Consider the following 22830-nt stretch of genomic DNA (forward strand, 5'->3'; position numbering starts at 1 on the left):
TGCGCTTCATGGCGCATCCTTTTTTTATAAGACGAACACATTGACTAGAGTGATTTCTTGCATCTCTTCATAGAAGCGACTACTCTGAGTAAAACCCTACTTACCACTTGTCTAAAAAAGGAGGCTCTCCTTCCATGAATAAAAATACTGCCCGTTTGGGTGAAGCACCTATCAACCAGCTCTTACTTAGTCTCTCTTTACCGGCGATGGTCGGGATGCTCGTCACGGCACTCTATAATATCGTCGATACGATTTTCGTCGCTCAAGGCATCGGTACGGCTGCCGTTGCCGCTGTCGGAATCGCTTTCCCCGTCCAGCTCGTATTGATGGCGATCGCTAACTCAATCGGTATCGGGGGGGCTGCGATTGCGTCACAACGGCTTGGTCAAAAACAGACGGATGGTGCCAGTCGTGCTTATGCGAACGTCTTGATAGCAGTTTTCTTCATCAGTATGCTCGCCATCATCAGTGCTTTCATCTTCGTCGAACCGTTACTTCGTCTCTTTGGAGCGACAGATGAAATCATGCCGTATAGCATCGATTTCTTACGCGTCCTCTTGATCGGATCTCCGTTCTTCATGTTGACGATGGCGTCGAGTGCAATGCTCCGCGCAGAAGGACGCGCGAACTATCAGATGCGCGTCATGCTGACGACAGTTGCCATCAACATCGTCCTGACACCTCTGTTCATCTTTGGTCTTGATTGGGGCATCCAAGGTGCTGCACTCGGAACAGTCGTTGCGCAAATCGTCGGTGCTGCACTTGTTTTCCGATTCTTCTTTACGAAACGTCGGCAAACGGGGTTAACACTCAATCGGAATGCTTTCAAACCCGATTTCCGTTTAACGTTTCGGATGATGCAAATCGGATCATCGTCGTTCATCATGCAAGTCTCCCAATCGATTTTGTTCATCACCGTCAACCACATGCTCGTCCGGTACGGTGGTACGACGGAACTAGCGACGTTTGCGGTCATCAATAAGTTCATGGCGCTCGTCGGTATGCCAATCATGGGGATCGTGCAAGGGATGCAACCGATCGTCGGGTATAATTTCGGTTCTCGGCAATTTAGCCGGATGTCACTTGCCATCAAGTTGGCAATCCGTTACGGCTTATCGTTATCGATCAGCTTGTGGTTACTGATTCAATTGTTCCCTCGCTTCTGGGTCGGCTTGTTCACGGAAGAAGCAGCACTGCTGCAGGAAGGCTCGAGTGCGATGCGCATCTTATTCGCTTTATCGTTCGTCTATGGGATTCAAATGATTGTCAACGGGATGTATCAATCGCTCGCCAAAGCGAAAGTCGCTTTATTCTTATCCTTGTCACGCCAAACGTTATACACGATTCCACTCGTTTTGATCTTACCCCTGTTCTTCGGTGTCAATGGTGTCTGGTTCGCTTTCCCGATCGCTGATGCGATGGCTGTCTTGACGGCCCTTGTCTTCGCCTATAAAGATCGCGTTCTATTATTTAAACCGGAGGAGTACGTCGCAGAGGAACAAAAAGTCGCCACCGCGAAGTGACTGGAATGGATATCAGATCATCTGCCTTGCAGATGGTCTTTTTTAATGGACTTCTATAATACGAACATGTATTCTGTTACTAGTGAATGACAGAAAGGAGTCTGCTGCATGTATACATTAGCGATTGACTTTGAAACGGCAAATCGGAATAGCCGAAGCATTTGTGCGTTTGGTTGGTCCGTTCTCTCCAACGGTCGCGTCACGGAGAGTAAACAGGTCTTAATCAATCCAGAAGAGAACTTCGATGCTGGAAACATCCGGGTCCATGGAATTCGTCCGAGTGATGTCTTCGATGCACCGACGTTACCTGAAGCGATGGAAGCACAGGGCTTATACGATTTAATCGCAGGTGCTCAACTGGTCGTTGCCCACAATGCATCATTTGATATGGGGGCGCTCCAAAAAGCGATTCAAAAATACGATATGTACCAGATGCCCGCTTTCACCTACGGCTGCACGGTCAAATTATCCCGCAAACTGTATCCGTGGTTACCGAACCATCGATTGAATACGATGGCTGAATTCCTCAACGTCTCTTTCCAGCACCATGACGCGAAAGAGGATGCCTACGTCTGTGCCTTGCTCCTAAACGATATGTTGGAACGAACGAATCTACAGGATCCGGTCTCCTTGCATACGTTTTGTGGCGTTCGGATGGGACAGGTTGCCTATTAATAAACAAAAAAATTGTAGACAACAGGGCTGACTCCAAAAAATGACGCATCTTTTCACGCCCTTTCCTCAGGCGAGACACAAGCCAGTTTTCCCGCTCTATTCGAGCAGGAAACGGGTCTCGTTTGTCTCTGACAGCGCATAAATGCGCTTTTTCCTGTAGGAGTGGCGTGTAAACGCGTTATTCTTTTTTATCTAGAAGAAGGATCCGAGACGCGTTTTGTTCACTCGACATCGCTTCCTAGGGAAAAACAAGCAAGAGCGACCCTGCAGCGAAGCGAAGCGGCGCGATGCTTGTCCCAGGAAAACGATGCGAGACGAACAAAAAAGCGCAATCCTTCTCGTTAGAGAAAAATTGCACTTTACCTTCAGTCTCAAAGCACTCTAGACACGAGATCTAGAGTGTTTTTTGATGCTGTTCTATTATTTGCTTGTTTGTTTGATCGGGAACCAGCCTGGACGACTTGTGATGCCTGCCCATAATGCATCTGGAACGACGAGTTCTGCTTGTGCTTCTGGATCAAGTTCTGTCCGGATTGACGCAAGGTCACCCGCTTCGACTTTCTCAACCCACTTCGGTTCCATGATCAGTTCACGACCGAGAGCGATCATTGGAACGACAGCCAAACCTTGTTCGACTTCGTCCGCTGTGTGCAGCGATCCGACACCGATGACAGGTACTTGTTCGCCAACACGTTCTTGGACGAGCGTGATTGGTGATGTCGTTGCATTTTCGTCACGAATCGAACCTGCGAAGAAGTCCATCACGGAAACGTGCAAGTAATCGAGGTCTTTTTTCGCCAGCTCATCGACGAGGCGCATCGTATCATCGAGTGTGATTCCTGGATTTTCGATCTCTTCTGGAGAGAAACGGTATCCGACGATGAACGAAGGATCCTGTTTCGCGACAGCTTCGACTGCATCCACGACCGCTAATGGGAAGGCGAGACGTTTTTCTAAGCTACCGCCCCATTTGTCTTCGCGACGGTTTGAGTGTGGTGAGAAGAATTGTTGAATCAAGTACGTGTTCGCACCATGAATCTCAACACCGTCAAATCCAGCTTCCATCGCACGACGTGTCGCCTGACCGAATGCTTCAATGATTGCTTCAACTTCTTCCGCCTCTAGCGCACGAGGTGTCATTGCTCCTTCACGTACAGGTGCGACAGCACTTGCACTGACTGTTTGCCCACCGACGAGTTCTGGTGGTGCCATACGACCAGCGTGGAAAATTTGTAAGATCGCTTTTGCGCCTTTATCTTGAATCGTTTTTGCGAGTCGCTTCAGACTTGGAACGAGATCGTCACGATGCGCACCGAACTCATTCGGGAATCCTTGACCGTCTGCTGTGACATTCGCACATGCTGTAATGACCGCACTGACGCCGCCTGAACGTTCTGCATAGTACGCGAGTTCCGCATCCGATACTTCGCCGTTCTCTTGTGCTGCATAGTTCGTCATCGGTGCCATCAAGACGCGGTTTTTCAGCGTCACACCGTTTGGTAATGTAAATGGTTCAAACATTGCTTGAGTTGCCATGAGTGAAGTGCCTCCTCTAATTTCTTGAATTGAATATCGACAGTATACGCTCGTCTTCCTCCGAATAGCTACTGATGTGCTTACGCGATGTGTCACTTGCGAATCGCTTTACGACGACCACCCGGCCACCACCAGTTCCAGTGACCAAATAGTTTCATCAGTGCGGGGACGAGTAGCATCCGGACGATTGTGGCATCAATAAAAATCGCAAGCGCGATACCGACGCCAAGTTGTTTAATTGGACTGACGCCCGTGAAGGCAAACGCCCCTGTGACGACGATCATAATCAAGGCAGCAGACGTAATGATCTTACTCGTCTTCGCAAGCCCCATCTCGGTCGCATAATCGTTATCGCCTGTCTCGTCATAATATTCTTCCATTCGCGAGACGAGGAACACTTCATAATCCATCGATAAACCAAAGACGAGTGAGAAGATGAAGACCGGTGTCAAAATGCCGATCGTCTCCTGCGGAAGAACTGCGCCGGACTCAAACAAGATGACGAGTAATCCGAATGTCGCTCCTAGACTAAGCAAATTCATTAGAATCGCCTTGATTGGGATCAAGATGGACCGGAACGCAATCAGCAGAATGATGAATGTCGCCAAAACGACGACACCGACTGTTAGTGGGAGTTTCGATTCAATGGCATCATAAATTTCCTGATTGAAGGCTGCCGGTCCCCCGACAAGATAACCGTCCGCCTGCATCTTTCGCACCCAGTCTTGCGAAGCAGCATCGCCGGGATCTCCTTTTAAGTTAACATCAATTCGTGCTTGGTCGTTCTCTGATAGAAATGCCGTCAAAGCTTCGCGCCCGGCCGGAACAGCGACTAACTGCTCGAGCGGAATCTGTTGCTGTTCGGCGATCGTTGCGGCGGATACGACGGAGCGTACATCGGGATCCGACTCGAGTCGAATCGTCACATCTTCGATTTTTTCTCGTCCCACCTCTGAGGAAGCATCAGCAGACAAGATGAGGACGGCATCCGTTCCATCGTTCCCGAATGTTTTTTCCCACGACTCAAAAGCGAGACGCGACGGATAGGATTCCGGTAAAGCGGTCGCTTGCGGAATGTTTAACGTCAAGTCACGTAACGGCAATAAACAAGGTAAAAGAAGCAATAAAGATAGAATCGTTACTGCGACCGGGCGCTTCATGACGAAACGAGCGAGGCGGCGCCAACGATCTTCACTACGACCTGCTCGTTGCCGGAAGAGTCGCCCTTTTTCTAGCACCTTCCCGAAAACGATCAATAGTGCCGGTAACAATGTCAATGCACTGATGACGGCCCCAAGGACCGAAACGAGCGTCCCGATCGCGACAGCACGGAAGACATCAACATCAATCAATAACAATCCGGCAAGTCCGACGAATACACAGATTCCAGAAAATAAAATCGAGCGTCCTGCCGTCTCGACCGAACGAATCGCCGCCTTCCGAATATCTTGCCCGTCCTGCCGTTCTTCGCGGAATCGATTGACGTATAGCAATGAAAAATCAATTCCGAGTGCTAGGGAAATCATCGCAACCGCATTTAAGACGAAAATCGATAACTCTTGTTGTCCGGCAACGAAATAAAGAACACCGGCACCAAAGACAAAAGTGACGAGTCCCATGATCAACGGTAAGATGGCGGCAACGGGTGTACCGAAAACAAGTAGTAAGACGATCAAGGCTGCCGGAATTCCGATCAACTCAGCTCGGATGAGGTCATTTTTTGACGCTGTATTCAAATCATCGACGACGACTGGTTCACCCGTTAGTCGAATCGTCCCGGTATCATCCAGTTGACGCGTGACCGCAGCTGCCCATTTCGCATCAAGTGTTGGTACACCGACCGTCACGTATCCCTTATCGTCACGAATCGCTCGCGGATTTTCGACGGGACCAATGACGTTCCCGACGCCATTAATATCACGGAAGCGCTCGACATGTTGCATCATCGTTTGTCGTAGATTCTCTTGATTTTCAAATAGAACGATGATCGTATGCGGATCCTGACCGAAGTCTTGATCGAGTACTGTCTCGACGCGTTGAAAATCACCGTCACGCGTAAATCCGTTTCCTTCTAGCCGATCGGGTAGTTGATAAGCGAAATATCCAAGCACGACGAGCAGGATTGCCCAAACAATCAACACTCCTCGAAAATACGTACTCATCAGATGACCAAGCCGTTGCATGATGCGTCCCCTTTCTGTATAAACGTACAAAAAACATCCTTCTTGCTGAAAAGCGAAAAGGATGTTTCATTACGTCTTTTGAAAAATTTGAACCCATGTGTTGCCGAATGTCGCCGATGTCGACACGATCGCAAGACGTCGCGCCTCTTCATCGAGTAACACACTTTTGAGTAAAACGGAGGAATGGCATCCCTCGAACTTATATTTCAGCTGACTCTTCTCATACAAGTAAAAGCGAGATGAATCGGTGATCGAAAACAATTGGTGCCGGTGGTCAACGAGCGAGTACTCCGCGTAATCCGAAAAAGGAATAATCGATTCCTGATTCGTCGCGGCATCCCAAATCACATACCGTTTTTGTAGATCATCATAGGAGATGATCGTCGTAGGTGCGATGAACCGTTCGAACGTCAAACGTGTATCATATCCTCGCTCAATCAAGCGTCCGAACAACGGTGCCTCTTCATAGTTTGAGTACCGCCAGTCCCCTGTTTGAACGTTCACGCAGACAACATCCGTTTCTGCCGAATATAGGAAGATCTCATCGTCTTGCCACAAGAATAAATTACTGAACCACGCTTCGGAAAAAGCAGCGGGTCGCTTGATATAATCTAAATGCCCTTGCTCTAAATCTAGTAAACCAAAATAAGCTGACTCTTCAAATACGATGAACAATCGCCCACCGCCTGGCTCAATGTACCAGGAGAATGGAACATACGCACATGCTGTTTCCCATAGTGGTCTTAAATCCGCATCACATTTCATAAATCCGTGGCGATCTCGAAAAAGAAGCAAATCCTCCCCGATTCGATCGAACAGTGAGACGGATTCATGGAGTAACAGCTCTGCAGCAGGTTTATACATATGCATCACTTCCTACTTCATACGGTATCAACCTTCTCAGTTTCTCGCTACTATTGATGCGCTCGACTTGCACCTCCTGTTATACTAGCCTCATGGAAAAAGGAGGACGAACACGATGAAACCTTTACAATTATCAGCAGAGACGGCTGTCGAACTCGCAAAACGTCTGAACGTACCACTTGAACAACTGATGCATATGCCGCGCCATATCTTGATTCAAAAGCTCGTCGAACTCGAGCAAGAACAAGCGAAAACGGAATCTGATTCGTCTAGCGAATCGGAATCTTGAGTAAAAAGCCTCTTTTCCAATGATGGAAGGAGGCTTTAATCTTCGTTTAAGATTGTGGATGATAGTCGGATTTACCGTAACGGAAGACATTGATGATTGCTTTTCCGTCACTCGGATAACCATTCGGATGATCGATCGGGAAGAGGGAGAAAAAGACGAAATAAAACGAGAAATACGCAAATTGGTACGTAAAAATCGATGCCTCGAACACGCCGGCATAAATAAGACCATTTACGACTAAGATACTCACTAAGTTCGCGATCGATCCACCAGCGTAGACCATGATATTAGCAAACTTCGTTTCGTGACGTAGTGCCTCATATTGACACCATCCATCCCAAAAATAGATACGATTTAAACGAATCGGTCCGACACGGAGTAACGATTTTCCAGAACCGATATTGATCTCCATGTTTCCACCGAACAATCGGGCAAAAAAGTAATGCCCCATCTCATGAATCAATGTCACGATAGGCAACAATAAAAAGAACGACAAAAAGAATTTCCATAAATCCTCGAAACCAAACATACGCCGTACATCCTTTCATAAAAACAACATCCCATATACTACTTAAGAGGTTTTTTCCCGAAAGGTGACGCTTCAAACAAGGTTTCGATGAATTCAGGCAAGTCAATTTCATGACAGGCTGACATCGGACTGTCATCCACGCAAAAAAGGACGAAGCCTTATAGCGCTTCGTCCTTTTTGATTTAATCGGTTTTCTTACGACGTTTGTTCGCTGCGTACAACAATCCGATGATCGTCAGTGCTGCACCGCCTGCTACCGCATATTTCTTGTAATCCGCTTTTCGTTCGGCGATGACCGTCGTCGTCAATGCTTGGACGACCAACTGTTTCTCTTCATGCAGTCGTGGTGCGTGCAACTTAACGGCACCCGACTCCACCAACACCTCGAATTCACCGTTTGGCAATTCAATCGTGATATCCTCTTCCGTCGCATTATGGTAGACACGCTGCCGTTCGATGTATCCTTCATAGGTTCGTTTCAGTTCAAAGGCAATGACACCTTCCCCTTCTTCGAGGAAACGAAGATGCTTCTTGATCATCGCTGCGTTTGCGAGACGAAACATCGGATACTGACGACGGAGGGCAATCAATCCTTTGACGTACTCGACGGCCGGACGCTCTGTTTCCGCCCGTTCATAATCGAGACGATTGACGACCTCTCCGGCATTGAAGCTGTCACGAATTCCGTCCTTCGTCCGGAAGAACTCTTGTCCGGCATGGAGGAACGGAATGCCTTGCCCCGTCAAGATGATGGCATTCGCGAGCATTTGCCGTTTCCGACGAGTCTCTTCCGTATCCTCAGGGCGAGACACCGTTAACTTATCCCAAATCGTCAAATCATCGTGCGCTTCGACATACGAGACAACCTGATTTGGCTCATCGGCAAATCCTTGTGAAGAGACGTTACCAGCGATTCCCCGTTTGACTTCACTCGTCCGGTCGAATGCCCCGCTGATGAAACCACGGTCTTCCGGCGTTTGAACGTCGCCTTTGATCCCGTCCCGTAAACCGTTATTGAAGTGAGCGATTCCTGGCATCTTCGGTGCGTTGAAATAGTTCGCTTTTTCTTCCGGATCAAGTGGCGTATCGAGATCCCAGCCTTCACCGATGATCAGAATCGATGGATCGATCCGATCAAGTGCATGACGTACCTGATTCATCGTCTCGACATCATGCAGTCCCATCAAATCGAATCGGAAACCATCCAGATGGTACTCTTTCGCCCAGTACGTCACACAATCGAGAATGAACTTCCGCATCATCAGACGTTCAGATGCGGTATCATTCCCACAGAAACTACCGTTTGACAAGCTACCATCCGCCTCTTGACGATAGAAGTAGCCAGGAACGAATTGACCGAGCGGAACCGTTGCTGCATCATACGTATGATTGAAGACGACGTCCATGATGACACGGATCCCGCGATCATGTAACGCTTGTACTAATTGCTTTAACTCAAGGATCCGCGTTCGTGGATCATCCGGATTCGATGAGTACGAACCTTCCGGCGCAAAGTAATTCACCGGATCATACCCCCAGTTATAGTTATCCGGGTCGTTCGGCGCTGTCTCATTGACTGAGCCAAAATCATAGATCGGCAGTAACTGGACATGCGTCACACCAAGATCCGCTAAATAATCAAGTCCTGTCAATCCGCCATTTGGTGTCCGTGTCCCTGCTTCCGTCAGCCCAGCGAACGTACCACGTGCGACGACACCACTAGCCGGATGACTCGTTGCATCGCGTACATGTAATTCATACACAACTGCGTCTTGCGAAGAATGGAACAGTGGGCGTTCTTCAATCCATCGTTTGGGTGTCACACTTGTCGGGTCAATTAACGCACCGCGTTTTCCGTTCGTTCCGACGGCTTTCGCATACGGATCGACCGCCTCGACTTTTTGTCCGTTGATGCTCGCTTGAAACGTATAGAAATAACCTTCATATGCTGCTCGATCGAGTTCAACGACGTACGTTCCCCGTTCGCCTGCCATCATCTCGACCTCTTCGACTTTTCGTGCGCGTAGTGTCTTGTAGAGACGAATCACGACACGTTCTGCCGTCGGCGCCCATAAGCGCACGCGAATCGCCGTCTCTGAGAAGGTCGCTCCTAAATCATTTCCACTATAGGCAAATCGCTCATCCAGTTCTTGCGGTGTGAGCGTCAACATGTCTGCTGTTTGTTTCAAAGCTAAGCACCCCTTTCATTTCATGGTTTTTATTATAACAAAATTTCAAAGCAGTGGACGCTTCCGGTATTCCTCTCTAAAATAGAGAGTGGAATGAAAGGGGAGATTAACATGGCAGCAAAAGATAATTCATTTGATATCGTGTCACAAATCAACATCGAGGAAGTCAAGAACGCCGTCCAGATCGCATTGAAGGAAATCACGAACCGCTTCGACTTCAAAGGTTCAAAGAGCGACATGAAGCTCGAAAAAGAGGATTTGATTCTAATCTCAGATGACGATTTCAAACTCGATCAAGTCAAAGATGTCTTAACAGCAAAATTGATCAAGCGCGAAGTCCCGACCAAAAACCTGCAGTACGAAAAAGTCGAACAGGCTGCTGGGAATACGGTTCGCCAACGTGTCATCCTTAAGAGCGGAATTGATCGTGACGATGCGAAAAAGATCAACAATGCCGTCAAGGAATCGAAATTAAAAGTGAAGACACAAATCCAAGATGATCAAATCCGTGTCACAGGTAAATCACGTGACGACTTGCAACAAGTCATGCAAATCGTTCGTGAACTTCCGTTATCGGTCGATGTTCAGTTCATTAACTTCCGTTAATCCACTCACGTCAAATTAGCTGAACGTTTTTGTTCAGTCCATCAAACAAAAAAGGGAGGTGCTTTCTGGATTGTATCCAAAAAGTACCTCCCTTCATTTATATCGTTGCTTACTGCGCTGTATAACCACCATCGAGAACGACAGCTTGACCCGTGACACCTGCCGCTTTGTCACTTGAAAGGAAAATAGCGTAATCCGCGATTTCTTTGACTTGGAGTAACCGTTGTTGCGGAACAAGTGGATAGATGACCTCTTCTAGTACACGTTCGAGCGGTACATTCCGTGTTTCAGCGAGCGAAGACAATTGGTTTTGGACGAGTGGTGTATCGACATATCCTGGGCAAATCGCGTTGACCGTGATACCCGAAGTTGCCCCTTCTAATGCTGCGACTTTCGTTAAACCGATGACGCCGTGTTTCGCACTGTTATAAGCAGCTTTCCCTGCAAAACCAATCAATCCGTTGATCGATGACATGTTCAAGATCCGTCCAGAGCCTTGTTTTTTCATGATCGGGAAGACATATTTCGTATAGAGGAATGGTGCACGAAGCATGATGCTTTGAAGCAAGTCGAATTTCTCAGTCGAGAACTCTTCGATTGGTGAGACGTGCTGCATTCCCGCGTTGTTGATGACGATATCAATCGTTCCGTAATGTGCGACCGTCTGATCGATACTTGATTTGATTGCCTCTTCACTTGTCACATCACCTGCGACAGCAAACGCATCGAAGCCTTTTTCACGAAGCGTTTCAGCAGAGCGTTTTGCAGCTTCTTCCTGAAGATCGACGATGACGACCTTCGCACCTTCTTGAGCGAATTCTTCAGCGATCTCAAGACCGATTCCGCTTGCTGCTCCTGTAATTAACGCGACTTTTCCTTCGAGTTGTTTCATCATGATGGATTCCTTCTTTCTTTATCTTTACGTGTTCGGTCTCTTTACTGTACGCTGATTGAAAGAATAATAAAAATGAATACTTGTTATGACATCTATAACTCAAAAGAATAGGAGAATACTAATGGATTTCCGCCAACTGGAATACTTTACGGAAGTGGCACGCTTCAAAAGCTTCACTCGTGCCGCTGAACATCTCCACGTCACGCAACCGACGCTTAGTAAAATGGTCCGTCACTTAGAAGAAGAACTTGAGATGGAATTGTTCGACCGGAGCAAACGACAAATCGTCCTGACGGATGCCGGCGAGACCTTATTGATTGAAGGTGAAAAGATTCTGCGACAGTTATTTGATCTGCCTTCTCATCTCTATGATGTCATGCATCTGACGAAGGGAACGATTCGTCTCGGCGTACCCCCACTAATTGGTTCGCTGTTTTTCCCAGGTCTACTGCGTCGCTTCGAAGAGATGTATCCGATGATTCAAATCGAATTAATCGAAGCCGGTGGACATGCGTTAGAAAAAGCGGTCGTCGCCGGTGAAGTCGATTTGATCGCAACGGTGCTGCCTTCGGATGAGCATTTAACGACACACCCCTTCATTGAAGAAGAACTCCATTTATTCTTACCGAGTGATCATCCACTCGCTGATCGGTCGATGATTGCGTTAGAAGAAGTTTCCGACATGCCGTTCGTCTTGTTCAACGAAACGTTCTCGCTCCACGATGTTGTCTTGAACGCCTGCCAAGATGCCGGATTTACGCCTAACGTGTCTCGGGTGAGCTCGCAGTGGGACTTCTTATGTTTACTTGTCGCAGAAGGAAATACCGTGACCGTCCTTCCGCGTTCGATCGCGGATCGCTTTTCGATTCGTGGCGTCAAAACGATCCCACTTGAAACACGAGTCCCGTGGCACTTAGGAATCGCCGTTCCAACCGGTCGCTACCAATCGTACGTGACGCGGAAATGGATTCAATTCGTCAGCGATATGTATTCCAAATAAGCATACCTTTCATAAAAACCATGTATTTGTAGAATGGAAATTCTTCCTTTACGATGAGAACATCGTTAAAAAAGAAAGGAAGTCCTTTACCATGGCAACTCATTTTGAATCACGTCACGAAACAGGCGTTAAAAAACTCAGCGAATTCACAGACGCAAACGCTGCACAATCGACGCATGACAAAATCTCTGAATCCCTGAAAGATATCGCTCCAGCAGTCGGTGAGTGGATCACGGATTTCGCATACGGTGAAGTTTACAGCCGTGATGGTCTCGTCAATCGTGACCGCGCAATCGTGACGATTGCTTCCCTCGTCACACAAGGTACAGAACCACAGCTCGCTCTCCACATCAATACTGGATTGACAGCTGGTTTAACAGGAAACGAAATCGTCGAAGCTATCATGCATCTTGTTCCTTACACTGGATTCCCACGTGTCTTGAACGCACTCGAAGTCGCAAAAGTCGTCTTCGCAGAACGTGGCGTCACAGTCGAAACAGAATAAGATACGCATGACTTGATTGAAAAAAGATGGGCATGACGCATTTTCGGGTATCTCCTTAACAAAGGAGTGATCGATCATGCGTTATGCCCTTTTTGCGGATCTTCACAGTTCAGTAGCCGACACAGCGGCTGTCCTAGCTGACATACGGCGGATCGCTCCCGATGCGCATTTGTTTTGTCTCGGTGATGTTCATGAATGCCATGTCGGTAAAAAGCGAGCGAAGCGCTATTCTTTCGAATCGCTCTCCCTCGTCGTGACGCTCGATGATGATTTTATAGAGCTGATTGATTTTAAGACGTTACTGGGTAATCAAGAAGAGCGCATCCTGTCTCTCGTTCCACCACATCTGTCTCCTGTCATCGATGCATTACGCGATTGCCCTCGAAAACAACGGATCGAGGGGGCGTTATTGATTCATGGAGATCAACTCAGTTGGTCGCGGGATTTTCTACCCGACCTGTCACAACAACGCGAACCGTTACTCTTTTTTGGTCATAGTCATATCAGAGGTTTGTTTCGAAATGGTATCGCCAAATCGAGCCCACTAGGTCAAACTTTATCCATCAAAGGAAAACGATATGCCGTCAATCTGGGTCCCGTCGTCTTCGAACGAGAATGGTGTCTTTACGATTCAGAGCAACAAACGATCGTATTCTATCAGGCGAAGTAAGAGGATACGACAAAAGCCGTCGGGCACAGGGCTCGACGGCTTTTGTTCATGCATCTTATTGATCAGAGATAACGGACAAGCGATGCCTTGACGACATCCACTTGTGTGAAGTTCGTCTCTTCCGCGAATGTTTCGATGACTTGACGGACATCCCCTTGACGACGTACGAAGCTCGTCGGGACTGGTGTCGTACCGACAAGTTGCTCATGCAGACTCGTCAATCGATGATCATCGATGATCGTCGTCATCAAATCAAGGAACAGGAGAACATGCAGACGGTTCAAATAATCCCATGGTTTGTCTTCCGAACGGAATTCATTACGAGCGAGCCATTTTTTCAATCCGATCGCATCGATTTGACTCAACGTCTCTGTCGTACGTGCCGACTTCCAAAGCGTCAACAGTTCACCCAGTTTTTTTCGTGTCTGTTTCTTACGCATGAAGAATTCAAAATTATCTTTCGTCCGTAATGCGTCTCCTTCAATCGGAGCAATCAAATCGGCTTCCGGCGCCGTCACGAAATCGTGAACGAAATCGACAGACTCTCCCGGTAACCAAGCAGCGACTTTCCCGTGAAAATCAGCCATAAAGGCGACCGTTTCTGCCAAAGGCTCCTGCTTCATCTGTGAAGCAGCTTGCTGTAATCGTTCTTTCGTCTCAGTCTTCATAATCTACCTCTTCTTATTCGTGGATTGGTCTTACATTTCTTCTGGAGCGCCGACACCGAGTAAACGAAGACCCTCTGTCAAGACGATCGTGACCGACTTGACGAGTGCAAGACGCGATTGTTTTGCTGCGTCATCTTCGAGAACACGGACGTGTCCGTAGTATTTATTGAAGCTTTGTGCAAGATCTAAGACGTAGCGGCTGATGATTGATGGCTCGCGACGTGTGAACGCGCGATCGATGACCGTCGAGAATTGGTTTAGCATCGAGACGACACCCCATGCATGATCATCGGCACTACCAGCGAATGGTGTGCCATCATAGCCACCTTTACGGAGCAACGAGTGCGCACGGGCATTCGTGTACTGGACATACGGTCCTGTTTCGCCTTCGAATTTCAACATCTGCTCAAGATCGAACTCGATGTTGTTCATCCGTTCGTTCTTCAAGTCGTGGAAGATGACGGCGCCGACACCGACTTGACGAGCCGTGGCTTCGGCATTCGCTAAGTTCGGATTTTTTTCCGCGATGTTTTGCTTCGCAACGTCGATCGCTTCTTGTAGTACTTCTTCAAGTAAGACGATCCGACCTTTACGCGTCGACATTTTCTTTCCGTCCTTCATGATCAGACCGAACGGCACATGGTGCATTCCGTCGACGTTCTCAAATCCAAGTTTCTTCAAGACTGCGAACAATTGCTTGAAGTGAAGCGCTTGTTCCCCACCGACGACGTAGAACGCTTGCTCAAAGCGGTACGTTTCGAGACGATAGACAGCAGCTGCTAAGTCACGTGTCGCATAAAGCGTTGCGCCATCTTTCTTTTTAATCAAAGCAGGTGGCATACCTTCTGCTTCGAGGTCGACGACCATTGCCCCTTCTGATTCGACGAGGAGATCTTTTTCTTCGAGCAAATCGATGACGTGTTGCATCTTATCGTTGTAGAAGGCTTCTCCGTTCAAGCTATCGAATTTAACACCGAGCATCTCATAGACACGGTTAAACTCGACGAGTGAGACTTCACGGAACCACGTCCAAAGCGTCGTTGCCTGCTCATCACCTTGTTCGAGTTTTTTGAACCAGAGACGTCCTTCATCCTCAAGTGCCGGATTTGTTTCCGCTTCTTCGTGGAACCGGACGTATAATTTCAACAATTCCTTGATTGGTTCTGCACGGACCGCTTCTTCCTCACCCCACATCGTGTAAGCCACCATCAATTTCCCGAACTGTGTTCCCCAGTCCCCTAAGTGGTTGACACCGACGACGTCGTACCCTTTTTTACGTGAGATTTGGTTGAGCGCGTTCCCGATGACCGTCGAACGCAAGTGCCCCATCGAGAAGGGTTTCGCGATGTTTGGTGATGAAAAATCAGTGACGATCGTTTTTCCATTCGCTTCACTTGATCCGAACGCCTCTTGCTCCGTCAGGACTTGGTTGACGATTTCTTGCGAGACGACTTCCCGGTTCAAGAAGACGTTGATGTAAGGACCAACAGCTTGAACGTTCGAGAACAACGGCGCGTCAATTTTTTCTGCGAGCTCCGAAGCAATCATGTTCGGTGCTTTACGGAATGCTTTAGCGAGCATGAAACATGGGAATGCCAGATCTCCATGATCTTCATGTTTCGGTTGCTCGATCAGTTGTTCGATTTGTTCAACCGATAAGGCACCTTCCATGACGTGATGTAATACTTCTGCATACTGCGCTTTATAACTCATCTTTATTTCCTCCTGCTTTACTGATTTTTTGGCAATAAAAAACGCCCCTTGCGCCACGCGCAAAGAGACGGAATGACCGCGGTACCACTCTTCTTGGTGTCACTCGACACCCACCTTGTTCGGGGATAACGGGGTTCCCCCGGCTACGCCTTTTCCATCAGGAATCGGGCAGCGTCTCAGAAGTGCGTTTCACGACCGGTTCGTCCTCAGGCTTCCACCATTCCCTGATTCGCTAGTTGACGAATATCAACCGTTACTCTCTTCATCATCGACTGTATTCGATATCTTTCACATTATACGCAATTCTTTCTTTTCTCTCAACCTTATTTTTTTGGTAAATGGCTTATCAAAATTTCCACAATTCGGGTATAGGAATAAAAGATACTTCTCAGGGGGAGGGATGTTTCATGCGCTACTACCAACATGTAGCCCGGACGAGCTGGATCGTCTTCGGTCTCGTCGCCTTGACATTATTAGTGATCGGCATCGTTCATCCACCAACCTTCCATCCTTCTGTCTCCATCATCAACACTCTTTATTTATTCGGACTCGTTCTCCTGTTTCAGTTCGATAATGTCCGTCGTGGTGGCATTTACTATACATTCCAAGAAGGCATCATCTTATTTTTATTCCTCAATTATGGTTTAACGTACGCCTTGATTTTAAGCCAAGTCGGTATTCTCGTCTTTCAATTCATGTCTCACCGAAAAGCGATTCGTTGGAAACGTTTCGTTTATCTCTACCCGATCAACGCCTTGTTCGATTTAGTCTACATCTCGCTTCCGGCCTTTGCGTATTATGCGCTCGGCGGACCAATCGGCTCAAACTTTACGTATACGAAAGCCTTACTCCCTTTCATCGGCTTTTTGATCACCGTCTTCCTTGTCTCTTACTTCCAATGTCTATTCGTCAATCGCTTCCTCTACTTGAAATACGACTGGCAACGTCTCGTAAAGCTTCAGTCCCTCGTCTACGGGATTAGCATGTTAAGTGCTCTACTTGGAATCTGGTTCTACGATGAAAGTCCGCTCGTCGCGGCTACAGTTTCCGTCTTGATTCTCTTTTTGTTCAAACGTCTGTTGCAAGAGCGTGGTGACTCCCTTGAAGCAAACGATAATGCTAAGCGATTTGATGATGCGAAGGAACACTTGTTGATTTCCCGCTTCGAGCGCGAGACGATCGATTCGTTGCTCCTCGATTTACCGCATCTATTGCCGTTTTCTGAAGGTTGGATCTCGATTCAACAACAGCGGAAACAAGTCATCTATAACATCCGGACGAAACAACCGATCGACGTGTTACCACTGTTTCATTCCTTGTCAGCCGACGATTTGCATACCCCAATCATCTATGGTCTTCGTTGTGACTGGGGAAACGATATTCAGATCGGATTGCCTGTCGATCGTCACTCGATGCTAGCGATTCCTTCGATTACGAGCGGAGAGGTCGATGTTTCGATCATCCTATTCCATCAAGTCGCAGACGCCTATGATGCGACAAATGCCGACGAATTATCTCGTTTGCTCCGTATCTTTTGTCGCGTCTTAGAACGCTCACGTGAAACGGTCCAACTCTATACGGAAAGTCGGACCGATGCCTTGACCGAATTACCGAATAGTCGTGCTTTTTATGAACACGGTCGGCAGGAATTTGCGGCTGACTGCTATCCGCTCTCCGTGATCCTGTTCGATATCGATCATTTCAAACGTGTCAATGATACGTACGGTCATAAAGTGGGCGATCTCGTCCTTCGTGAACTCGGTCGACGTATCCAGGCGATCCAATTGCAATATGATGATGTCTTTGCTGCTCGTTATGGTGGGGAGGAATTCGTACTTCTGTTGCGAAATGGTAGTCAAGAGGCTGCTATCCAGATTGCCGAGACAGTCCGCCATGCGGTCATGGATCGTCCCTTCCTCGTCGATGGTCACCGACTGTCCTTAACCGTCAGCCTCGGAATTGATACAGTGGAGGAAAGATATCAACGGACGTTCGAAGAATCGTTACGTCAAGCCGACCATGCACTCTATGTCGGCGGAAAACACAATGGACGCAATTGTACCGCGCATTATGCAAACCTTTGAAAGGTCGTGACTCTATTGTCGATTACGGAAATTGAAATGACGCTACCGACATCACAAACTCACCGGACGATTCGGATTCATCGTCCGCCCCATTTGGATCCTTCTGAAGCGTTACCAGTGATTTATATGCACGATGGACAAAACGTCTTCAGTGGAGAAACCGCCTCGTTCGGAAAAGGCTGGGAGATTCATCTTGCGCTACAACAGACACAGATTCCGGCAATGGTCGTCGCGATCGACAGTCCAGAAGACGGAATGGATCGTTACGATGACTACGCTCCTTGGAGTGATGAAGCTTTATTGATGCGGACTGCTTATCCTTCGTACCGGAAATCAATCGGGGGAAACGGTAAGGTCTACATGGACTGGATCATCCGCGAGTTAAAACCATACATTGATGCCAACTACGCGACACGCCCTGACGATACGACGATGATCGGCAGCTCGATGGGTGGCGTCATCTCGCTTTATGGATTATTCGCATATCCGGAAGTCATCACGCGCGTCGCTGCCCTGTCGACGGCCGGATGGGCAAACTTCTCCTCACTCCTTGAATTCATCGAGCGCAGTCCGTCGCTGTCTACTGCCCATCGCTGTTATATGGATGTCGGGACAAAAGAAGTGAGTGGTCCGATGACCGAAACGGATTATTTACACACAAATGATGTCTTAGCGCGAGCGGTCGAACAGAAACTTACTCAAAGTCGCTATACGATCATCCCGGAAGCGATTCATCATGAAACCGCTTGGGCGAAACGTTTACCGGATGTTTTGCGTTTCTTGTTTCCTTCCTCGTGAATACACAAAAAGCCGGGCGATTTCTACTAAAGAAATCCTCCGGCTTTTTACGCGTGCCTTATACTAATTCTTCTTGTTGCTCTTTTTCATAACGGTTGCGCGGATGCTCCCGGCATTCATCGGAACACGAACGCATGACTTTTGGTTCGCATTCTTCACAGCAGAAGTGCTGTCGATTACATTCCGGGTTTGCACAATTAACGTAGCGTGTCTCCGGTTTTCCACAGTAGTAACATTCTGAGACGACAGAAGGATTGACGGCATTGACAGGAACCTGTACACGCTCATCAAAGACGTATAGTTCGCCTTCCCAGTCTTCTCCTTGCGTCTGTTCATCTTTTCCGTACATGACGACTCCGCCTTTAAGATGGAAGATATCATCACTCTGTTGCCGTTTACGGAAGTACGCCGTGAATTTTTCACAACGAACGCCACCCGTACAGTATGTGAGAACCTTTTTCCCTTCAAACAAATGCTCGTTCTCGTCAAGCCACTCCGGGAATTCCCGTGAAGCATCGACATCCACTTTTACAGCATTCTTGAAGTGTCCGAGGTCGTATTCATAGTTGTTGCGTACATCGAGAATGACGACATCATCTTGTTTCATCATTTCTTTCCACTCTGCTGGTTCAAGATACGCAGCGTGTTCTTCTGGTACGTTGAATTCATCCTCAAAACGCCATGTGACGAGTTCTTTTTTGTAACGGACGAACGTCTTTTTGAAGGCGTGCTCTTCGACTTCATCGATTTTGAATTCGATGTCAGCGAATCGTGGATCCGCCGTCAAGTCCTTCATGTATTGTTCCGTTTGTTCGACCGTTCCAGAGAGTGTTCCGTTGATTCCTTCTGGTGCGATCAAAATCCGACCTTTAATACCGAGCTCTTTACAATAAGCAAGATGCTCTTTCGTTAGCTGTTCCGCATTTTCGATCGGAACATACTTATAAAATAATAGTACGCGATAAGGTTTCATATTCCTCATTAGCCCCCATGTCAGTTTTTTGCAGTAAAACGAACGTTGGCAAACGAAGCGTCTAGCTATTGACTAGCTGGGAACGCCTGCAAAACGCACCCATTTAAGTATAATACCAACTCCCTTTCGAATGTACAATCTACAATTCCTGAATCCCTTTCAAGGAATTTCATTCCCTTTCTCAATCAGAAAGAGGTAAAATAAAACACAGTAGTACATCTTGCAAGGAGGATTCCGAATGCTCCATACACTTCGTGACTGGATCGAGCAGATGATTTTCTTTCTCCAAGACTTACCTGGAGGAGCTGCCACCGGTTTGATTGCCCCGTTTCTTGAGTCTCTATTTCCTTTCCTGCCACTCGTCCTGATCATTTCCGCGAATGCGGCAACCTATGGTTTTGGTATGGGTGTTCTCGTATCATGGGTCGGGAGCATGCTTGGATCACTCGTCGTCTTCGCTTGTATTCGATATCTATTTCGTCGTCCGGTCACGCGTTGGCTTGAAAAACACCATGCCGCGCAACAGTGGATCGAACGTGTTCGTCACATGAGTCCCATCTCACTCGGATTCTTTTTTTCGCTTCCGTTCATGCCTGCGTTCATCATCACGTCCATTTCCGCCATGATTCAACTATCGCTGCGGACGTATTTGATTGCTGCTGGTGCCGGTCGTCTGATCGTCGTCATCATCTTCTCGTTGATCGGAAAGGAATGGTCCACGTTCCTTGAACGTCCGATGCGTCTTGTCCTTCTATTTTTGATTTTACTCGCCATCTGGGGAGTCAGTCGCGGGACGGAAGAATGGTTGAAGCGTCGTGCGCTCTCAAAACGTGCGGATCATTTACGGGAAATCGAAGATAAGATCGAACGTCCATCTGAAAAATGACTCAAGCCTGTCTATGATTCCATAGACAGGCTTTTTAAGCTGTTCTCATTTTTTGCGGACTAGGTCTTTTGAATCATTTTCCAATGTAATTAATATATAAAAATAACGTTCAAACAATGTTCAATATTGCAAACGCTTACATTAAATTGGTATGACCAATATTAATATAATAATGAGCTTTTCCTCATAAAAATTAGGATAGCTTTTCCAGAAACGACATCCTTATAATGAATTTACATTCATTCCTTAAAGGAGGCGGCCTCATGCATCAAGTGTCCGAAGTTCAAAAAAATGAAGCGACTCAATCCGCTCCAGCAATCGTCGAGAGTGCTACCTTTCAACAATTGATGCGTCAAAAGAATGGCTTCATTCTTCCAGCCATCAGTTTCTGTCTTATTTTTTATTTTACGCTTCCGATTTTGACAAGCTACTTTACGATTTTAAATCAGCCGGTATTCGGTGATATTACGGGTGCTTGGATCTTCGCTTTTGCTCAGTTCATCATGACGTGGACGTTCTGCATGATGTATAGCAAAAAAGCACGTGCCTTTGATCGACTCGTCGAACAAATCAAGGAGGAGTCGAAATGAATTATACTGCCGTTGCTTTATTTGCGGCGATCGTCGGTTTGACGCTCGTCATTACATACTTTGCTGCCCGTAAAACAAAAACAGCTAACGATTTTTATACAGCGGATGGCGGTCTCACTGGTGCGCAAAACGGGATGGCGATTGCCGGCGACTATATGTCCGCTGCCTCGTTCCTCGGAATTGCCGGGATGATTGCCTTAGCTGGATTCGACGGATTCTTCTACTCGATCGGCTTCCTCGTTGCCTATCTCGTTGTCTTGTATCTCGTTGCCGAACCACTTCGGAACCTCGGGAAATACACGATGGCGGATATGATCGCTGCTCGTTTTAACGCATCAAAAGTTCGTGGAGTTGCTGCCATGAACTCGATCGCGATCTCGATTTTCTATATGATTGCCCAACTCGTTGGTGCGGGTGCCTTGATTGAATTGTTATTAGGAATTCCTTACACGACAAGTGTCATCATCGTTGGTATCTTGATGACCGTCTACGTCGTCTTCGGTGGTATGACAGCGACCTCATGGGTCCAAATCATCAAAGCGATCCTTTTGATGGCAGGAACAGCTGTCATCTCATTCATGGTATTCGCCAAGTTCGATTTTTCGATCTTCAAGATGTTTGCAGAAGTCAAACAAGCGACACCGCTCGGTGATTCATTCTTGAATCCCGGAAACAAGTTCAAATTACCGCTCGATACGATTTCATTGAATCTCGCACTCGTTCTCGGAACGGCTGGATTACCACATATCTTGATTCGTTTCTTTACTGTTAAGGATGCTCCGACTGCTCGTAAATCCGTCGTATATGCGACGTGGATCATCGGTGCCTTTTATATCTTGACGATCTTCCTCGGCTTTGGTGCCGCTGCTTTCGTCGGTTCTGAAGATATCATTGCTGCCAATGCTGCTGGTAACATGGCGGCACCACTTCTCGCCCAAGCGCTCGGTGGTGATTTACTCTTTGCGTTCGTCGCTGCAGTCGCCTTTGCGACGATCCTCGCCGTTGTTGCAGGACTCGTCTTATCCGCAGCATCCGCCTTTGCCCATGACTTCTACAGTCATATTCTACGTAAAGGACAAGCAACGGAAAAAGAACAGATGACGGCAGCACGACTCGCGTCCATCGCCGTCGCTTTGATTTCGATGGTACTGGCATTGTTCGCACAAACGATGAACGTCGCGTTTCTCGTTTCGCTTGCCTTTGCTGTCGCGGCAAGTGCCAACTTGCCAGTCATTCTCTTGACGATTTTCTGGCGCCGTTTCAATACTGGCGGAGCTGTCACAGGTATGGTCGTCGGGTTATTCTCTTCACTGATTCTCGTCGCACTCAGTCCAAATCTTTGGGCAGTCGACGGTTCAGCCTTGTTCGTCGGGGAAGCCCTCTTCCCGCTGACGAATCCAGGAATCGTCTCTATCCCACTTGGCTTCCTCGGAGCCATCGTCGGGACATTGTTGACGAAATCGAACGAAGTTGCCGGTAACTTCGAACGTATCTTAGTCAAGGCCAATACCGGTATCGATGCTGCTGCAGAAGTCGCCGCGTCAAAAGAATAAGTTCCCCTTAACGGCTCCTTCAACCCCCTTGAAGGAGCCGTCCCCTTTTACATTCTTCTCATTCATTGCCATACTAAGTGGATAATAGAGAAGAAAAGGAA

The 22830-nt window shown here is 47.6% G+C and carries 21 protein-coding genes and 1 other annotated feature; of the genes, 12 read left to right on the forward strand and 9 right to left on the reverse strand.

From position 1 onward, the window contains the following. The first annotated feature begins 134 nt into the window (after positions 1–134). Positions 135–1523, forward strand: a complete 1389-nt coding sequence (locus ASF99_RS14270; protein ID WP_035395624.1) for an MATE family efflux transporter — start codon at positions 135–137, stop codon at positions 1521–1523. 108 nt (positions 1524–1631) lie between these two features. Further along, positions 1632–2198 (forward strand): 3'-5' exonuclease, encoded by a 567-nt coding sequence (locus ASF99_RS14275; protein WP_035395622.1) that lies wholly within the window; start codon positions 1632–1634, stop codon positions 2196–2198. A gap of 420 nt (positions 2199–2618) precedes the next feature. Here the strand turns inward: ASF99_RS14275 and ASF99_RS14280 are convergent, their stop codons facing one another. From ASF99_RS14280 to ASF99_RS14290, 3 genes are all read right to left on the reverse strand, one after another. After that, complete coding sequence (locus tag ASF99_RS14280; RefSeq protein ID WP_023469665.1) at positions 2619–3734, reverse strand: NADH-dependent flavin oxidoreductase; 1116 nt, start codon at positions 3732–3734, stop codon at positions 2619–2621. Positions 3735–3826: 92 nt separating this feature from the next. Next, positions 3827–5917 (reverse strand): MMPL family transporter, encoded by a 2091-nt coding sequence (locus ASF99_RS14285; RefSeq protein ID WP_055969583.1) that lies wholly within the window; start codon positions 5915–5917, stop codon positions 3827–3829. 69 nt (positions 5918–5986) lie between these two features. Next, positions 5987–6781, reverse strand: coding sequence for a hypothetical protein (locus ASF99_RS14290; RefSeq protein ID WP_023469667.1), 795 nt, complete (start codon positions 6779–6781; stop codon positions 5987–5989). Positions 6782–6896: 115 nt separating this feature from the next. On the opposite strand from ASF99_RS14290, the gene ASF99_RS17145 reads away from it, so the two are divergent. Beyond that, positions 6897–7070: a YycC family protein gene (locus tag ASF99_RS17145; protein ID WP_023469668.1), complete on the forward strand. Its 174-nt coding sequence runs from the start codon at positions 6897–6899 to the stop codon at positions 7068–7070. Positions 7071–7116: 46 nt separating this feature from the next. Here the strand turns inward: ASF99_RS17145 and ASF99_RS14295 are convergent, their stop codons facing one another. Together ASF99_RS14295 and pulA are read right to left on the reverse strand one after the other, a co-directional pair. Further along, positions 7117–7599: a site-2 protease family protein gene (locus ASF99_RS14295; protein WP_023469669.1), complete on the reverse strand. Its 483-nt coding sequence runs from the start codon at positions 7597–7599 to the stop codon at positions 7117–7119. A gap of 182 nt (positions 7600–7781) precedes the next feature. Continuing rightward, positions 7782–9788 (reverse strand): type I pullulanase, encoded by a 2007-nt coding sequence (gene pulA / locus ASF99_RS14300; protein WP_235515953.1) that lies wholly within the window; start codon positions 9786–9788, stop codon positions 7782–7784. A gap of 111 nt (positions 9789–9899) precedes the next feature. On the opposite strand from pulA, the gene ASF99_RS14305 reads away from it, so the two are divergent. Then, the gene (locus ASF99_RS14305) at positions 9900–10394 is read left to right on the forward strand and encodes a YajQ family cyclic di-GMP-binding protein (RefSeq protein WP_023469671.1); all 495 of its coding nucleotides are present in this window, start codon (positions 9900–9902) and stop codon (positions 10392–10394) included. A 109-nt stretch (positions 10395–10503) separates the two neighbouring features. On the opposite strand, the gene ASF99_RS14310 is transcribed toward ASF99_RS14305, so the two are convergent. Continuing rightward, a complete protein-coding gene (locus ASF99_RS14310) occupies positions 10504–11289 on the reverse strand; it encodes a 3-hydroxybutyrate dehydrogenase (RefSeq protein ID WP_055969587.1) in 786 nt (261 codons plus the stop codon). Between the two features lie 121 nt (positions 11290–11410). On the opposite strand from ASF99_RS14310, the gene ASF99_RS14315 reads away from it, so the two are divergent. The 3 genes from ASF99_RS14315 to ASF99_RS14325 all read left to right on the forward strand — a co-directional run bounded on the left by ASF99_RS14315 (position 11411) and on the right by ASF99_RS14325 (position 13464). Next, positions 11411–12289: a LysR family transcriptional regulator gene (locus ASF99_RS14315; protein ID WP_055969588.1), complete on the forward strand. Its 879-nt coding sequence runs from the start codon at positions 11411–11413 to the stop codon at positions 12287–12289. A gap of 91 nt (positions 12290–12380) precedes the next feature. After that, entirely contained in the window at positions 12381–12794 is a 414-nt protein-coding gene (locus ASF99_RS14320; protein ID WP_023469674.1) for a carboxymuconolactone decarboxylase family protein, read from the forward strand. A gap of 76 nt (positions 12795–12870) precedes the next feature. Then, positions 12871–13464 carry a metallophosphoesterase family protein gene (locus tag ASF99_RS14325; RefSeq protein ID WP_035395612.1) on the forward strand — a complete coding sequence of 198 codons (594 nt, stop codon included), beginning with the start codon at positions 12871–12873 and terminating at the stop codon, positions 13462–13464. A 62-nt stretch (positions 13465–13526) separates the two neighbouring features. Here ASF99_RS14325 and ASF99_RS14330 read toward each other — a convergent pair whose 3' ends face one another. Together ASF99_RS14330 and argS are read right to left on the reverse strand one after the other, a co-directional pair. Then, on the reverse strand, positions 13527–14132 hold the full coding sequence (locus ASF99_RS14330) for a hypothetical protein (RefSeq protein ID WP_050678446.1): 606 nt from the start codon (positions 14130–14132) through the stop codon (positions 13527–13529). 30 nt (positions 14133–14162) lie between these two features. Next, complete coding sequence (gene argS, locus ASF99_RS14335; protein ID WP_023469677.1) at positions 14163–15845, reverse strand: arginine--tRNA ligase; 1683 nt, start codon at positions 15843–15845, stop codon at positions 14163–14165. 60 nt (positions 15846–15905) lie between these two features. Then, positions 15906–16123 (reverse strand) — a binding site (T-box leader). A 129-nt stretch (positions 16124–16252) separates the two neighbouring features. Between argS and ASF99_RS14340 the strand changes: the two genes are divergently transcribed. Both ASF99_RS14340 and ASF99_RS14345 read left to right on the forward strand, forming a co-directional pair. Continuing rightward, complete coding sequence (locus ASF99_RS14340) at positions 16253–17929, forward strand: GGDEF domain-containing protein (RefSeq protein ID WP_023469678.1); 1677 nt, start codon at positions 16253–16255, stop codon at positions 17927–17929. Between the two features lie 15 nt (positions 17930–17944). Continuing rightward, positions 17945–18727 carry an alpha/beta hydrolase gene (locus ASF99_RS14345; protein ID WP_055969591.1) on the forward strand — a complete coding sequence of 261 codons (783 nt, stop codon included), beginning with the start codon at positions 17945–17947 and terminating at the stop codon, positions 18725–18727. A 58-nt stretch (positions 18728–18785) separates the two neighbouring features. On the opposite strand, the gene trhO is transcribed toward ASF99_RS14345, so the two are convergent. Further along, positions 18786–19700, reverse strand: coding sequence for an oxygen-dependent tRNA uridine(34) hydroxylase TrhO (gene trhO, locus ASF99_RS14350; protein ID WP_023469680.1), 915 nt, complete (start codon positions 19698–19700; stop codon positions 18786–18788). Between the two features lie 238 nt (positions 19701–19938). Between trhO and ASF99_RS14355 the strand changes: the two genes are divergently transcribed. From ASF99_RS14355 to ASF99_RS14365, 3 genes are all read left to right on the forward strand, one after another. Beyond that, a complete protein-coding gene (locus ASF99_RS14355) occupies positions 19939–20586 on the forward strand; it encodes a TVP38/TMEM64 family protein (RefSeq protein ID WP_023469681.1) in 648 nt (215 codons plus the stop codon). Between the two features lie 263 nt (positions 20587–20849). Further along, positions 20850–21176, forward strand: coding sequence for a DUF485 domain-containing protein (locus ASF99_RS14360; protein WP_023469682.1), 327 nt, complete (start codon positions 20850–20852; stop codon positions 21174–21176). Then, the gene (locus tag ASF99_RS14365; RefSeq protein WP_023469683.1) at positions 21173–22729 is read left to right on the forward strand and encodes a solute symporter family protein; all 1557 of its coding nucleotides are present in this window, start codon (positions 21173–21175) and stop codon (positions 22727–22729) included. Before ASF99_RS14360 ends, ASF99_RS14365 begins: the two co-directional genes overlap by 4 nt. Positions 22730–22830: the final 101 nt, after the last annotated feature.

This window comes from Exiguobacterium sp. Leaf187 (assembly GCF_001423925.1).
Taxonomy (GTDB): Bacteria; Bacillota; Bacilli; order Exiguobacteriales; family Exiguobacteriaceae; genus Exiguobacterium_A; species Exiguobacterium_A indicum.